Below are 15,028 nucleotides of genomic sequence, written 5' to 3' on the forward strand. Positions count from 1 at the left end.
GGATTAAGAGCGGGCTACTTTAGCGGATTGTAAAAAGGCGTGTGCTTGAGCGGTATAGCTTGTGGCAAACTCGGCTGAAGGTTCGTTTTGGTTTATCTGCAAAACTAATTCAGAGAAAGTGGCAGCCTCAATGGCAAATTCTCCCGTTGCCACGAAGTTTTCATCGAACTTATTGATCACGGAAGTTTGGGTGGGAACCGAAATCGATTTATCTAATAAGAGTGCTTTCGCCGCTGAAATATATACGCTATAGGCATGGTAGATGGCATCCGCGTAACGTTTGTCTTCTAAAGCCGCTGCCGTCCATTCGTATTTCTCGTCCGACTCAAATAATAAAGTCGCCACTAAGTCGATCACGACACCCGCACATTCTCCCACACCGATTTCGGTAGCGAAGTTTTCTGATGCGCCCCAGTCGATGAAATCATCATTCACTAAAGTGCTTAAATCGGCAATCGGCTTTAATAAATCGTAGAAATATTTCTCGCCTTGGCGATCGTAATAGCTGTGGAAATATTCGTCAGCATTGGCGTTCTCCTCGAAGTTATTCAATAGCGTGCGCAATACTTTCGGTCCTCTTTTAGAAGGAACTTTTATTACTTTATCAGCGATTTTTCCTTCGCCATTTCCCAAAGTCGCCCCGCCTAATAGGACTTGCAAAGCCGGTAAAACGCGTTTGTCAGCGGCTTTCAATGAAGAACCGTGGAAACCGATGGACGCCATGCTGTGTTGTCCGCAGGCGTTCATGCAGCCGGAAATTTTGATTTTCATCGCACTGTCGTGGATCAAGGACGGGAATTCTTCGGTGATGACCGCCTCTAATTTTGAGGTGATATTCGTCGAATCCGAGATCGCTAAATTACACGTGTCTGTTCCTGGGCAGGCCGTGATGTTCGCGATGGAATTCGCTCCCGGCGCGGCTAATTCGTGCGCGTCTAATACGGAATATACATAGGCCAAATTCTCAGATGGCACATATTTCAACATCAAACCTTGATTAATCGTGATGCGAACATCGTCGCCGATATAACCAGTTAAAGCCTCGATTAAAGAGCGAGACGTAACACTTCCAATATTACCATTCAGGATTCTTACGTAAACCGCATGGAATCCTTTTTGCTTTTGTTCAAAGGTATTCGTTGCTAACCAAGTTGCGTAAGCTTCAGTGGTAGGAGTAGCCACAGAGGCAACTAATGTAGGCGCTTCCACTTCCCAGGCAGATGCTGAAGGAATGGCAACTGAATGATTTTTTAAGGCTTTAGTTTCTGCTTGTACCAGATCCATAAAGGTTTCGAAACCGATCTTTTGGATCAAGAATTTCATGCGTGCCTTGTGGCGGGAATTGCGTTCGCCGTGGCGATCGAAAACGCGTAAAATTGCTTCGATGAAGGGGATAACTTTGTCTTCCGCTAAGAATTCGTGTGCCACGTGAGCGAGCATCGGTTGTGCGCCTAATCCACCGCCCACGACTACTTTGAACCCACGTTCGCTGTTGACGATTTTGGGAATAAAACCCAGGTCGTGTAAATAGGCCAAAGACGTATCTTCATCCGTGTTCGAAAAGGATATCTTGATCTTGCGCCCCATTTCTTGGCAGATCGGGTTGCGCAAAAAGTAACGAAATGCCGCGTCTGCGTGTGGGCTCACGTCAAATAATTCCTTCGGGTCGATTCCAGAAGTAGGGGAGGCCGTAATGTTACGCACCGTGTTTCCACAAGCTTCGCGTAAGGTAATATCGTCCTGTTCTAATTTTGCCCAAAGTTCCGGCGTACGGTCCAGCGACACATAGTGAATCTGGATATCTTGACGCGTCGTTAAATGCAAATTTCCGGTCGAATATTCGTCTGAAATGTCCGAAATCCGCTTCCATTGGCGAAATTGAATCTTGCCATAGGGCAATTTAATGCGGATCATCTGCACCCCTTGTTGGCGTTGTCCGTAGACACCGCGCGCGAGACGAAGACTTCTGAACTTCTCCTCGTGAATCTCGCCAGCCTTGAATTGAGCGATTTTTTTCGCTAAATCCAGGATGTCTTTTTCAACAACGGGGTTTTCTAACTCAGAGCGGAAACTTTGCATAATTAAATCTAGAAAGGTGCATAAAGTCTATATAATATATAGAGTAGGTGCAAATCTACGAAATTACCTTTTATTGCCAAAGAATTTTTATATTCGTTTTCATAAATCTTTAAACCATGAAAAAATTATTAACGATTCTTTTTTGCGCTTTAACTCTTTCACTTACGGCACAAATCGGGAAAGACCCGGCTGGCGTGCAAGTCGTGAAGACGAAACATGCCATTACGATCGCCGGAAAGGTGATTAATTACACGGCGACCACCGGTTACATGCATATGAAGGCAGATACGGGTAAGGTTTTGGCCAAAATCTTCTTCACCTACTATTCCAAAGACGACGAAGACGGAGCCAAACGCCCCGTCACTTTTACCTTCAACGGTGGCCCAGGCTCCGCCTCTTTATGGTTACACATGGGCGGCGTAGGCCCTAAGCGTGTTGTCTTGAAGGACGACGGCACCGCCACAGCAGCTCCTTATTACTACATTCCGAACGAATTCTCCTGGTTAGACAAAACGGATTTAGTCTTCATCGACCCCGTTTCGACCGGTTATTCCCGCGCCGTGGGCGAACCCGCAAGCAAATACCACGGTTACGTGGAGGATATCAAATCCGTAGGCGATTTCGTACGCAACTTCTTAGGTCGCTATGACCGCTGGGCCTCGCCTAAATTCCTAGCCGGCGAAAGCTACGGAACTACCCGCGCCGCAGGATTATCGAAATTCTTGCAAGACGAGCACCGCATCTATATTAATGGGGTAATCTTAATTTCTGCAGTCTTAAACTTTGGCACGAACGATTATAACATCGGAAATGACCTACCTCGCGCCCTTTATATTCCATCGTATACCGCTGCTGCCTGGTACCACAAAAAATTAGCTCCTGCTTTACTAGCGAGACCTATTGCAGACGTATTAAAGGAATCCGAGCAATGGGCGATCGGACCCTACGCCACTGCGTTAATCAAAGGTGGCTGGATGTCTGACGCAGAAAAATCGGCCATCGCTGAAAAGATGGCCTATTATACGGGCCTCTCCAAAGAGCTTTGCCTTCAAGCCAACTTGCGCGTAGAGGAGAACCGCTTTTACAAAGCCTTGCGCCGCGCGGACGGACTTTCAGTAGGTCGTTTAGATGCGCGCTTCACCGGTCGTAACCTAGATGATGCGGGCGAATATGTGGATTTCGATCCCTCTTTCGCGAATATCGACGGGCCTTTCACCGCCACCATCAATGATTATTTATCCAAAGAATTGAAGTTCACAGAGGAGAAAGGCTATAACGTCTTCGGCGAAGTATACCCTTGGTCTTATAAGAACGTACAGAACAAATACTTGAACGTGGCTGAGAGTCTTCGTGATGCAATGGCCAAAAACCCGAACCTTAAAGTCTACCTCGGCTGCGGCTACTACGATTTCGCAACTCCGTATTTTACGGCAGTTTACGACATCGAGCATATGTTCTTGCGTCCAGAACAACGTGCCCGCGTAGACATAAAATACTACGAATCAGGCCACATGTACTATATCCACAAACCATCCTTGATCCAATTCAAGAAGGATATTGATTCCTTTTTCGATTCGTCGAAATAATTTGCTATTTTTGCAACCCCACGGGCGCTTATAGAGGGGTGTCCGAGTGGTTTAAGGAGCACGCTTGGAAAGCGTGTGTAGGTCTCAAGCTTACCGAGGGTTCGAATCCCTTCCCCTCTACGAAGCCTCTCAGCGTTAGCTGAGAGGCTTTTTTATTTTCAATGCGAGCCAAGCTTGCTTGGGCGAGCGGATAAAAATAAAAAGGCGGCACTATTCGCGAAGAGAATGGTGACAGGCTTTGTGCAAGATGCCCTGCGGGCTGACAGCGGAGTTGAATGGAGCTGTCACTCCCTGTTGTTGATATCAAGTAACTGATAATCTTTATTAGTTATCATCTCTATTCTTGTAGTTAGTGATCTCATCGGCTACTTTCATAGCAGATTAATTTAACCTTTAAAAAGATCGTCTTTTGAAAATTATACGTATAAATTAATTATATTTGCACGTATAAAATCTAAAAGCTATGGATGCTAAACTAACTTTAAAGCTGGATCAAGATGTAATTGAGCAAGCTAAAAATTACGCTAAAATGAAAAATACAAGTCTTTCTCAGCTAATTGAGTCTTATCTAGGGATGTTAGTGGAGCCTCGACCAATTCTTGAAGTTACCCCTTTTGTGAAAAGTTTATCAGGCGTAGTCAACCTGCCGGAGAATTTTGATTCAAAAGAAGCATACAAAAAATATATCCAAAACAAATATTCGCAATAAAATGACAAACGTATTTGTTGACACGGATGTATGTATTGACCTTTTGTCTGGAAGGCAGCCATTTGCTAAACCGGCTGAAATTTTATTTTCACTTGCCGATCTAGGTAAGATAAAAGTGTATGTATCCTCTCTTACTTTCTCCAATATCGATTATGTTTTACGGTCTCAATATTCAAGTAATCAATCTCGGCTTACTTTGTTGAAATTTAAAACACTTGTTCATGTTTTGCCGGTTGATAGCAAGACCATTGACTTAGCCATAGCCTCCTATTTTATTGATTTTGAAGACGCGATACAATATTGTTGTGCCTTGGAAAATCACCTAACAATCATCGTGACTAGAAATTTGAAGGACTTTAAAAAGGCAAACATCCAGGTAGTAAATCCCGAAACATTTATCGCATTAGATTTATAATTTACCTTTCATTTTTAAACTTTTAGGTTAATATTTACCTAAAATAAATAAACCTATAAGTTAATATGAAAAACCTCATCATCTTCTTCCTCCTATTAAACTTCTCTGCGAACGCACAATGGGTCGAACTATTAAATGGTCGCGACTTATCCGGCTGGAAAACGAGTGAGAATCCCAACTCATTCCAAGTGCAAAATGGCGAACTAGTAGTCGCAGGACCACGCGGGCATCTTTTTTATGACGGTCCCGTGGGCAATCAGAATTTCCAAAACTTCGAAGTAAAAGCAATCGTGAAAACATACCCTGGTGCAAACTCTGGCTTGTATGTTTGTACGGCGTTCTTAGAAAACAACTGGCCTTCTCAAGGATACGAAATCCAAGTCAACAATTCACACACCGATTGGCGTAGAACCGCAAGCCTTTATGGTATTGTAGACACCGCTGAAAAATTAGTGCACGATGAAGAATGGTTTGAATTATATGTGAAAGTGGAAGGAAATCACATAACCACGAAAATCAACGGAAGAACGGTAGTCGATTTTGTAGAACCAGCTGGAAGAACTGATAATAGACGAATTCAACCAGGAACCATCGCCATACAGGCCCATGATCCTAAAAGCAGGATCGCTTATAAAAGCGTTCAGGTAAAATTGAACTAAAAAAAAGAGGAGCTTTTTCGAGCTCCTCTTTTTTTTATCTAAAATACAGATTACAAATCCACTGCTTCTCCGTAAGCCGCTTCTGTCGCGCCTTTGAAGGCTTCCGACATCGTTGGATGCGGGTGAACTGATTTCATAATCTCGTAAGCCGTGCTTTCTAATTTGCGAACCACCACCGCTTCAGCAATCAATTCCGTTACGTTGTAACCGATCATGTGCGCGCCTAATAATTCACCGTATTTGGCATCATAAATTACTTTAACGAAACCTTCGCGAGCACCCGCAGCGGTTGCTTTTCCAGAGGCTACGAACGGGAATTTACCCACTTTGATATCGTGTCCTGCCTCTTTCGCTTTCTTTTCTGTCATACCTACAGACGAGATTTCTGGCGTGCAATAGGTACAGCCTGGGATATTTGAGTAGTCTAATGCCTCGGTTTTATGACCCGCAATTTTCTCTACACAGATAATTCCTTCTGCTGTAGCTACGTGTGCTAAAGCCGGACCAGGAGTCACATCGCCAATCGCATAGTAACCTGGCATATTTGTTTCGTACCAAGCATTCACAGGGATACGACCTTTGTCTACGATAATACCCACTTCTTCTAAACCAATGTTCTCTAAATTACAGATAACACCTGCCGCTGAAAGCACGATATCGCATTGAATCTCTTGATTTCCGGTTGGAGTTTTGATGCTCACTTTGCAACCTTTTCCTTTCGTATCCACTGACTCCACGCTAGAAGACGTCAAGATGTCGATTCCCATTTTCTTGTATTGCTTCGCTAATTCTTTAGAAACATCTTCATCCTCTATAGGAACGATGTTTGGAAGGAATTCAACGATCGTCACTTTCGTTCCCATCGCCGCATACACATAGGCAAATTCAACGCCAATCGCACCAGAACCGATAATTACTAACGAATCAGGACGTTTTTCCAAACTCATCGCCTTGCGGTATTCGATGACTTTTTCACCATCAATCGGAATATTAGGTAAAGCACGTGCACGAGAACCCGTTGCAATCATGATATTTTTTCCGTCGTAAACGGTTTTCTTGCCGTCCGCGTCGGTTACTTCGACTTTCTTACCAGGTTGGATTTTTCCAAAACCCATAATTACGTCAATCTTATTTTTCTTCATCAAAAATTGAACGCCTTTGCTCATGCTATCAGCCACGCCACGAGAACGGGCGATAACCGCAGAGAAATCAGCTTCAGCGCCTTTTACGGTGATACCGTAATCTGATGCGTGCTTAATATATTCGAAAACTTGGGCAGATTTCAAAAGGGCTTTCGTAGGAATACATCCCCAGTTAAGGCAAATGCCGCCTAAGGATTCTTTTTCCACGACTGCACATTTTAAACCTAATTGAGAAGCTCGGATAGCTGCTACATAACCTCCTGGGCCTGAGCCTACCACGATCAAATCGTATTGTTGCGCCATTTTATTACTTGATTTAAATGAATGAGGCCGCAATTTAGCACAAAATCGGGTATATTTGCACTTTATTAAGTAGAAAAACACATGACTAGAGACAGGTTCAATGACCTGAAAGCCAGAATAGAGGCTTTAAGGAGGTATCTTTGACTACGATCACAAGAAATATTTAATCTCTGAACTAGAGACGGTGACCTTGGATCCCGAGTTTTGGAATAATCCAGCTAAAGCAGAAAGCACGATGCAGGAAATGCGTGGGCTGAAGTTTTGGACGGATGGATTCGATAAACTCGCGAACGCACAAGACGATTTAGAAACCATCTGGGAATTTTACGAAATGGGCGAAGCGACCGAAGCGGAAGTGGATGCAGAAGGCGAGAAGCTGGAATTAAACCTGGAGGCTTTAGAGTTCCGCAAGATGATGTCTGAGGAAGGCGATAATATGAGCGCCGTGTTAGAGATCAATGCTGGGGCCGGTGGAACAGAATCACAAGACTGGGCTGCGATGCTTTTGCGTATGTACCACATGTGGGCAGAAAAAAATGGTTTCAAGGTGCGTTTAGTAGATGAAAATCCAGGGGACGTAGCGGGTATAAAATCAGTAACCATCGAAGTAGATGGTGAATTTGCCTACGGTAATTTAAAATCGGAGAATGGGGTGCATCGTTTAGTGCGTATTTCCCCGTTTGACTCGAATGCCCGTCGCCACACCTCTTTTGCATCTGTTTACATTTGCCCTTTAGTGGATGACACGATTGAAATCGAAATTAATCCGGCGGATATTGATTGGGATACCTTCCGTTCCGGTGGAGCTGGGGGCCAAAACGTCAACAAAGTCGAAACTGCCGTTCGCTTAACTCACAGACCCTCCGGAATCATCATCGCTTGCCAGCAAGAACGTTCGCAATTAATGAACAAAGAGGTGGCCTTACGACTTTTGAAGTCCAAATTATACCAAATCGAAATCGATAAACGCAACGCAGCTCGTGCTGAAGTAGAAGCGGGGAAGAAGAAAATCGAATGGGGTTCGCAGATCAGATCTTATGTATTAGACGATCGCCGCGTGAAAGATCACCGCACGAATTACCAAACATCGAATACCGATGCGGTGTTAGACGGGGAGATTAATGAGTTTATTAAGGCTTATTTGATGGAAAACTAAAACAGTAGACAGTGGTCAGTATCCAGTAGACAGTAGTCAGTATCCAGTAGACAGTGGTCAGTAACTAGTAATCAGGGGTTGACTGTGGATTCTTCCACTACTACCGCTGATTCGGTTTCTTGCTCTAGCGATGCTAGGTAATCGAGTAATAAATCTTTTGCATACGAAAGGGCTAATGCTAGGGCATAGGATTTAATCGCATCGCCCACGAAAGAGCCTTTTTTCTTAGATCCTGAGAATACAGAATAAAGCAAATAGCCACCTGCCAAAATTCCACCAGCAATCAGCATCTGATTACCCACCTTCTTATATTCGGTTACGGTTTTAGTTAGTTGTTCTTGAATGGCCGCCGCTTGGCTTTCTAATTCCTCCCTTTTCTCTTTATTCTGACTCATTTTCGCGCGGTTTTAGGGATAAAAAAAGAAACAGACTAACTAGGCCACTAATTAATGCTACGATGAAATAACCAATGAAACGACTTTCTAAAGCCTGATTGATCCACTCTGAGCCTCCTAAAAGAAGGAAAAACAAGGTAATTCCGAATCCTGTAGCGACTAAAAACAGTTTGAAAATTCGAATAAAAGTCTCCTCTAGTTTTTCCTGAATATCTAACTTGATGATCTCAAATTGTGTCTTGAGATATCCAGTGATTAATTCAACTAGGCGGTTATTTTCGAAAAAACCCATGGTTTATTTTTGCTTTAACTTCGCTTCGATCGAGTGTTGCGTATGCGGAACTAAACGTAAACGTTCTTTTGAAATCAATTTACCAGAATCAATGCAAACGCCATAAGTACCATTTTTGATGCGCATTAAGGCATTTTCCAGGTTCTGAGCGAACTTCATTTGGCGAACTGCTAACTGATTTAAATTTTCCTTCTCAGCTGTTTCCGCCCCATCTTCCATCACTTTCGAGTTTCCGGATGTAGCGTCAGTGCCAGTGTCGTTTTTTCTATTTAGCGCTTCTCTTAAATACTTTAATTCTGCGTTTGTATCCTCTAATTTTCCTTTGATAATCCCCTCAAACTCATTTAAATCTTCAGCAGAGTATCTTTGTTTTTCTTCATTCGCCATAAAACTTCTTAAAATGTATTCTTTATAATAGAGCGCAAATATAATTAGCTCGATTGGAATAAGGTAATGAAACGGATAAAATCTCTGACAAATTTTTTAAGCCCTGTTTTTCAAGGGTTTAAGCCAGTCTTGATAGCCTATTATGGCCAAAATAGTGAAAACAAAATATAGCGCAGCCGTAGCCCACAAACCTTTTTGCAGATACATTACGATGTAGATAATATCCGCACCTATCCAAACAAGCCAGTTTTCAATTTTTTGTTGTGTGGCTAACCAAGTTCCGTATATACTTAACCCGGTTAGCGTTGCGTCTAAAAAAGGAAAGCTAACCTCGGGGAAATAGTTCACATGTAAAAATCCAGACCCAACACCGAAAAGCAAAGCGACGGCTAATCCGGCGGACAGTTGCGCAATAGTCGATTTCTCCGGCTTCCAATCCTGTTCAGATCGTGACCAATTCCACCATCCATATACCGCCATTAAGATGAAAAAGCCTTGTAATTCCATGTCGGAATAAAGGCTATTCTGCCAAAATACGATCCCATAAAGTCCAGAGGCAATACTATTGAATACCCAGGCCAAGCTGTTTTTTGACATACTTAAGAGCACTCCGCCTAAGGAAGCTATTATGGCCAAAATTTCGACAATGCTCATACCTTAGGTTGATTTTTCTGATAAAAGGCACAGAAGTGCGTGATTTCACATTTTGCGCATTGCGGCGTTCTAGCTAAACAAATGTAGCGCCCATGCAAAATCAACCAATGGTGTGCTGTTGCAATCACTTCATCAGGTAAATTTTTAATCAAAGCCATCTCCACTTTTAATGGAGTAGTAGCCGTCTTAGGTACTAATCCCAATCGCTGGGAAACTCGAAATACGTGGGTATCCACTGCCATCGCAGGTTGGTTGTAGATCACAGAAGCAATAACATTCGCCGTTTTGCGGCCTACTCCAGGTAAACTCTGCAAATCGTCCATTGTCTCTGGGACTTCGCCGGAGAAGAGGTCGGTGATTTTTTGGCCTAAACCTAAAAGGTGTTTCGCCTTATTATTCGGATAAGATACGGATCGGATATAGGAAAAAATCTCCTCTACGCTAGAATCCGCGAGTGATTTCGCATCAGGAAATCGCTTAAATAGGGCAGGAGTGACCTGATTTATACGCTTATCCGTGCATTGCGCTGACAACACCACGGCGACTAATAATTCGAAGGGATTGGTATACTGTAATTCCGTCTCCGCCTCAGGAAACCGAGTCGAAAAATGCTCCACAAATGCCTGAAAACGCTCCTTCTTTAACATATTTTTACTAAAATTAACTAGATTTTTTGAATAAAAAAGCCCCTAGTGTGCTAGGGGCTTTTTGCTTTTACGTGCATGTTCGAGAATTTTCTCGAGACTCCTTTCGGATGGCTCTAAATAAGCCGAGTTCAGCAAATTTTGGACCTGTTTTAAACGAGCTAATTCTAGTTTCTCGTCTTCATTTAATGTTTGCTGGAACCCTATTTCAGGTTCATAAAGGTTTTTAATCAGGTCATTTGGGGTAGAGCTTTTTGTCATAGGCAAGGTCTTGTTTCTCTAACATTTTTCGCAGGTTAATGAGCGCATAACGCATGCGGCCTAGTGCGGTATTAATACTTACTTGGGTTAAATCAGCAATTTCTTGGAAGCTTAATTCTTCGTAATGGCGCATAACGAGTACTTCGCGCTGCTCATCAGGAAGTTTTTTTATCAAGTCCTTGATATTAACGATCATATCTTCTTTTAATTGTTTATCCTCTGAACTTTCTTCAGAAAATTGAAAACTATTCCAAAGTGGGGAGCCATCATCCAACACAATTTTAGGATAACGCTTCTCTTTACGGAAGTGATCGATGGCCATATTGTGGGCTATGCGCACGATCCAAGGCAGGAATTTTCCTTCTTCGTTGTATTTGCCATTTGTGATGACATCTACCGCTTTTATATAAGTCTCCTGTAAAAGGTCTTCCGCAATGTAGCGGTCCTTTACAATCAGATAAATAGTTGTATAAACTTTAGATTTACTACGATTCAGTAGCGTCTCGAACGCTTTAGAATCACCTTGGATGTATGCGGAAATTAGCGCTGCATCGTTAACGGGTATTTTGCTCATAAAAAAGTAAAATGGTTAACGTAGAGGTTTATCTCATGCAATAGGGTCTATTTGGGCGAATTGAATTGTTTTTCTCTCGCAAATTAGAAAAATCTTTTTAAAAACAAAACCATATTAATTTTTGAATAAAAAATTGTCACAAAATTTGGAAGCTCATTTTAATTCTTAATTTTGGATTCCTAAACTCAAAATTAAAAAAATGAAAAACTTACGTTCTATTGTGTCAGCATTGGCCCTGACTTGTTTGGCCTTTATTTCTAATGCTCAAAAAGCCGCTGACTATGTGGGTGAATATACGATGAGCGAAAATCCTTATGTGAAAGTTTTAAAGCTATCAGATAAGGACGGTAAATTAATTATGACTGCTGAAGGATTTCCTGATACAGAATTAACCGCTGGTACGAAAGCAGATGCTTTTGTTCTAGGTGGAATGGGTGGAGAAATTTCATTCACACGTGTAGCTGGCGCAGTGACTAAATTAAAAATTGAAGCACAAGGTCAAACTTTGGAAGGCGTGAAAGCAGGTGCAGCAGTAGCAGCAGCAGGCGTGTCAGAATATGCTGCAACATTTAAAATGGCAGACAATGAGTATGTAAAAAAGATGACAGTTACCTCGAAAGACGGTAAGCTTTTAATGTCTTCAGATACGAACCCGTCAGAGGGAGCGGTTTTAACGCCGGCTTCTACTCCAGATACATTTGCAACTACTATTCAAGGATATGAGGCTGAAATTACATTCGGTCGTGCAGCTGGAAAAGTGCAAACGATTAAATTATCAGTAGCTGGTGGCGCGGTAGTGCTTAATGGTACGGTAGAGTAATTGGTTCCAAAAACCGACTAACAATCATAAAAAAGGGCTTCGTGAAAACGAAGCCTTTTTTTTATTTCAATTGCCTGCGGTAGAGTTGAATGGTATTCTCTAAACCGTAATACAGGGCATCGCAAATGAGAGCGTGTCCTATGGAAACTTCATCTAATGGATTTACATTCGCTGCGAAGTACGCTAAATTCTCCAGGCTTAAATCGTGGCCGGCGTTAATGCCTAGGCCGATTTGCTGTGCTCTGAAAGCCGCTTTTCGGTAAGGAGCTACGGCTTGAGTCGGGTTTATTGGGAATTCTATTGCGTAGGATTCCGTATATAATTCAATGCGATCTGTCCCTGTGGTGGCAGCCGCTTCGACCATTTCGAGGACAGGGTCTACGAATATGGAGGTACGAATACCAGCTTCCTTAAAGGTAGCAATTAAGCGCTTCAATAATTCTTGGTGTTTGATGGTGTCCCAGCCGTGGTTGGAGGTGATTTGGCCTAATACATCAGGTACTAAGGTCACCTGCTCCGGTTTTACCGCCAAAACCAATTCCACAAAAGAGGCTTCCAACGGATTTCCTTCGATGTTAAACTCAGTTGTCACCTTCTCTTTCAACGTGTACACGTCCCTGTAGCGAATGTGACGCTCATCTGGTCGTGGGTGAACCGTAATTCCTTGTGCACCAAAACGTTCACAATCCAAAGCCACCTGGATCAGATCCGGGTTATTTCCACCCCGCGAGTTACGCAAAGTGGCAATTTTATTGATATTGACGCTGAGTCTGGTCATTAGATCAGGTGGTGAGCTGCTAGGTATTCTACGATTTGAACGGCATTCGTTGCTGCACCTTTACGTAAGTTGTCTGCAACGATCCACAGATTCAAAGTATTCTTTTGGGATTCATCACGACGAATACGACCGACAAAAACCTCATCTTTCCCGTGCGCCGTAATCGGCATCGGATACAGGAAGTTTTTCGGATCATCTTGAACGATAATTCCCTCTTCTTTTTCCAAAATCGCACGCACCTCAGCCAGATCAAAATCATTCTCGAACTCGATATTGACTGCCTCCGAGTGACCGCCGATCGTAGGAATACGAACTGTCGTCGCAGTAACGGCGATAGAATCGTCCATCATGATCTTGTTCGTCTCTAAAATCATCTTCATCTCCTCTTTCGTGTAGCCATTATCCAGGAATACATCGATGTGAGGCAAAACGTTTAAGTCGATTTTGTGTGGATACACCATCGCATAATCCGTTTTTCCAGCGCGTTCATCAAATAATTGATCCACTGCCGCCTTACCCGTTCCAGTTACGGATTGGTAAGTTGAAACGACTACACGCTTGATTTTGTATTTTTTGTGCAAAGGATTTAACACGACTACCATTTGGATGGTCGAGCAATTCGGGTTTGCAATGATTTTATCTTCCGCAGTTAAGGTGCTCGCGTTGATTTCTGGAACGACTAATTTTTTTGTTTCATCCATACGCCAAGCAGATGAATTGTCTACTACCGTGATGCCAGCTGCGGCAAATTTAGGAGCCATTTCTAGTGAGCTGCTTCCGCCTGCAGAGAAAATGGCTACGTTTGGTTTCATGGAAATCGCAGTTTCATAACCCACCACCGTGAAGTCTTGGCCTTTGAAATGGATCTTTTTACCAATGGAACGCTCGGATGCGACCGGGATCAACTCGGTGACAGGGAAATTTCTTTCCGCTAATACTTTTAAAATTTCTCCGCCTACTAGCCCAGTGGCGCCTACAACTGCAACTTTCATTCTATTTATTTTATAAAGGATAGGTAATTCCAATTCCCACAGACCCTGTGGAACCTAATTTAATGCCCATTTGGGCCTTTGTTAATTCGTTATATCGTTTTAATGCCTTGTTAAAATGTTTATTACTAACAGTTCCGATGTAGACGTTTGCTATGGCAACTCCTCCCACCGCTGACCAGTAAAAGCCATCCGATATGCTTCCTTTACTCAAATAGGTAGAAAAAGCGAATACCGTAGAGAAGCCGGCTAACCAGTTAGAAAGTTTTCGTTGACGTTTGAATTTCAAGAATTCGACACTAATTTCTGGGTCTCTGGCTTCCATTAAGGGTATTTGTAGGGCCAAAGGATGATCAATGATCTGCCTGTCATAAATAAATTTTCTACTCCATCCTCCCTGCATGTCTTTAATCGGAATTAATTTTTTTTCTTGAGCAGAAGCGCAATAGCTGAATGCAAACAAAAAGAAAAGTATGATCCTGATTTTCACTTAAAGCGGGGATTTTGGACAGCAAAATTAGGGCTTAAATCATGGAATCGAAAGGAAAATCAACGAAAATCGTATACCTGCGAGGGGCAAATGGCTAAATCTAGTGGAATATCGTGGCTTTCGACGTCCTCGATCAATTCTACTGGCTCGAATAGGCTGATGCCTATTTTCAAACAATCGGGTCTGCATAAAGCTAAATACCGATCATAAAAGCCTTTTCCGTAACCTACGCGATGCCCATTTTTGTCAAAGGCTACAAGAGGTACTAAAATGACATCGAATGAAGCTGGTTCCATGATCATTCCACCGACGGGCTCTGGAATGCTCCATTCAGATATAGCGAACTCCGAGGCCAAAACCATTTCCATTGATCCACCCGTTGAAATTACCCGTGGAAAAGCAAAAGTCCCGGAAAGCTGATCTAAACTGATTTCTTTGCGGTGAGGAATGGCTTTGAAACTCGCAACGATTGACTCGGCACTAAGTAAGGGAGGTAAATAAGAAAGGATGGCGTTCTCGCACAGAGCAAATTCGTCTTCGCTCAATTGCACCCGTTGCGCCGCCACTATTTTTCGAATCTCAGCCTTCTTCATATTCAAACCTAGGTAATTGCTTTCAGAATACAAATCATCACGTGAGATGTTCGGTATAATTTTGTATTTTTGCCTCAATTTTGCCGATTATTTTAATTTAAC

Annotated in this window: 18 protein-coding genes and 1 tRNA gene; 7 read left to right on the plus strand and 12 right to left on the minus strand. The window is 42.7% G+C overall.

Annotated elements, in window-relative coordinates; translation table 11 throughout:
• Window positions 1-3: 3 nt before the first annotated feature.
• Entirely contained in the window at window positions 4-2,079 is a 2,076-nt protein-coding gene (locus ACST13_RS09970; protein WP_459523050.1) for a nitrite reductase, read from the minus strand.
• Window positions 2,080-2,195: 116 nt separating this feature from the next.
• On the opposite strand from ACST13_RS09970, the gene ACST13_RS09975 reads away from it, so the two are divergent.
• The 5 genes from ACST13_RS09975 to ACST13_RS09995 all read left to right on the plus strand — a co-directional run bounded on the left by ACST13_RS09975 (window position 2,196) and on the right by ACST13_RS09995 (window position 5,448).
• Window positions 2,196-3,665, plus strand: coding sequence for a S10 family peptidase (locus ACST13_RS09975; protein ID WP_459523051.1), 1,470 nt, complete (start codon window positions 2,196-2,198; stop codon window positions 3,663-3,665).
• A 32-nt stretch (window positions 3,666-3,697) separates the two neighbouring features.
• Window positions 3,698-3,785, plus strand: a tRNA-Ser gene (locus ACST13_RS09980).
• A 343-nt stretch (window positions 3,786-4,128) separates the two neighbouring features.
• Window positions 4,129-4,374, plus strand: coding sequence for a DUF6364 family protein (locus ACST13_RS09985; RefSeq protein ID WP_459523052.1), 246 nt, complete (start codon window positions 4,129-4,131; stop codon window positions 4,372-4,374).
• 1 nt (window position 4,375) lies between these two features.
• A complete protein-coding gene (locus tag ACST13_RS09990; RefSeq protein ID WP_459523053.1) occupies window positions 4,376-4,789 on the plus strand; it encodes a type II toxin-antitoxin system VapC family toxin in 414 nt (137 codons plus the stop codon).
• 65 nt (window positions 4,790-4,854) lie between these two features.
• Window positions 4,855-5,448 carry a 3-keto-disaccharide hydrolase gene (locus tag ACST13_RS09995; protein WP_459523054.1) on the plus strand — a complete coding sequence of 198 codons (594 nt, stop codon included), beginning with the start codon at window positions 4,855-4,857 and terminating at the stop codon, window positions 5,446-5,448.
• A 50-nt stretch (window positions 5,449-5,498) separates the two neighbouring features.
• Here the strand turns inward: ACST13_RS09995 and lpdA are convergent, their stop codons facing one another.
• On the minus strand, window positions 5,499-6,893 hold the full coding sequence (gene lpdA, locus ACST13_RS10000) for a dihydrolipoyl dehydrogenase (RefSeq protein WP_459523055.1): 1,395 nt from the start codon (window positions 6,891-6,893) through the stop codon (window positions 5,499-5,501).
• Window positions 6,894-6,974: 81 nt separating this feature from the next.
• On the opposite strand from lpdA, the gene prfB reads away from it, so the two are divergent.
• A protein-coding gene (gene prfB, locus ACST13_RS10005; protein WP_459523056.1) for a peptide chain release factor 2 occupies window positions 6,975-8,049 on the plus strand; the annotation gives its coding sequence in 2 pieces (ribosomal slippage) (window positions 6,975-7,025 and window positions 7,027-8,049; 1,074 coding nt in all).
• 71 nt (window positions 8,050-8,120) lie between these two features.
• Here prfB and ACST13_RS10010 read toward each other — a convergent pair.
• The 6 genes from ACST13_RS10010 to ACST13_RS10035 form a co-directional block, all read right to left on the minus strand.
• Window positions 8,121-8,444, minus strand: coding sequence for a hypothetical protein (locus ACST13_RS10010; protein WP_459523057.1), 324 nt, complete (start codon window positions 8,442-8,444; stop codon window positions 8,121-8,123).
• Window positions 8,431-8,736, minus strand: a complete 306-nt coding sequence (locus ACST13_RS10015) for a hypothetical protein (RefSeq protein ID WP_459523058.1) — start codon at window positions 8,734-8,736, stop codon at window positions 8,431-8,433. The genes ACST13_RS10010 and ACST13_RS10015 overlap by 14 nt, the downstream gene beginning before the upstream one ends.
• A 3-nt stretch (window positions 8,737-8,739) precedes the next feature.
• Window positions 8,740-9,123, minus strand: coding sequence for a TraR/DksA family transcriptional regulator (locus tag ACST13_RS10020; protein WP_459523059.1), 384 nt, complete (start codon window positions 9,121-9,123; stop codon window positions 8,740-8,742).
• Window positions 9,124-9,219: 96 nt separating this feature from the next.
• Window positions 9,220-9,777 carry a nicotinamide riboside transporter PnuC gene (pnuC, locus tag ACST13_RS10025; RefSeq protein ID WP_459523060.1) on the minus strand — a complete coding sequence of 186 codons (558 nt, stop codon included), beginning with the start codon at window positions 9,775-9,777 and terminating at the stop codon, window positions 9,220-9,222.
• Window positions 9,774-10,424: an endonuclease III gene (nth, locus tag ACST13_RS10030; protein WP_459523061.1), complete on the minus strand. Its 651-nt coding sequence runs from the start codon at window positions 10,422-10,424 to the stop codon at window positions 9,774-9,776. The genes pnuC and nth overlap by 4 nt, the downstream gene beginning before the upstream one ends.
• A 232-nt stretch (window positions 10,425-10,656) precedes the next feature.
• Entirely contained in the window at window positions 10,657-11,256 is a 600-nt protein-coding gene (locus tag ACST13_RS10035) for an RNA polymerase sigma factor (RefSeq protein WP_459523062.1), read from the minus strand.
• A gap of 199 nt (window positions 11,257-11,455) precedes the next feature.
• Here ACST13_RS10035 and ACST13_RS10040 point away from each other — a divergent pair, with 199 nt between their 5' ends.
• A complete protein-coding gene (locus ACST13_RS10040; protein ID WP_459523063.1) occupies window positions 11,456-12,076 on the plus strand; it encodes a hypothetical protein in 621 nt (206 codons plus the stop codon).
• Window positions 12,077-12,137: 61 nt separating this feature from the next.
• Here the strand turns inward: ACST13_RS10040 and ACST13_RS10045 are convergent, their stop codons facing one another.
• From ACST13_RS10045 to ACST13_RS10060, 4 genes are read right to left on the minus strand one after another with little or no spacing between them, the layout of a single operon-like run.
• A complete protein-coding gene (locus ACST13_RS10045) occupies window positions 12,138-12,854 on the minus strand; it encodes a pyridoxine 5'-phosphate synthase (RefSeq protein ID WP_459523064.1) in 717 nt (238 codons plus the stop codon).
• Window positions 12,854-13,846, minus strand: a complete 993-nt coding sequence (locus ACST13_RS10050; RefSeq protein WP_459523065.1) for an aspartate-semialdehyde dehydrogenase — start codon at window positions 13,844-13,846, stop codon at window positions 12,854-12,856. The genes ACST13_RS10045 and ACST13_RS10050 overlap by 1 nt, the downstream gene beginning before the upstream one ends.
• A 10-nt stretch (window positions 13,847-13,856) precedes the next feature.
• Window positions 13,857-14,333: a hypothetical protein gene (locus tag ACST13_RS10055; RefSeq protein ID WP_459523066.1), complete on the minus strand. Its 477-nt coding sequence runs from the start codon at window positions 14,331-14,333 to the stop codon at window positions 13,857-13,859.
• A 59-nt stretch (window positions 14,334-14,392) separates the two neighbouring features.
• Complete coding sequence (locus ACST13_RS10060) at window positions 14,393-15,004, minus strand: 5-formyltetrahydrofolate cyclo-ligase (protein WP_459523067.1); 612 nt, start codon at window positions 15,002-15,004, stop codon at window positions 14,393-14,395.
• Window positions 15,005-15,028 lie beyond the last annotated feature (24 nt).

This window comes from Aquirufa sp. A-Brett2-W8 (assembly GCF_054558755.1).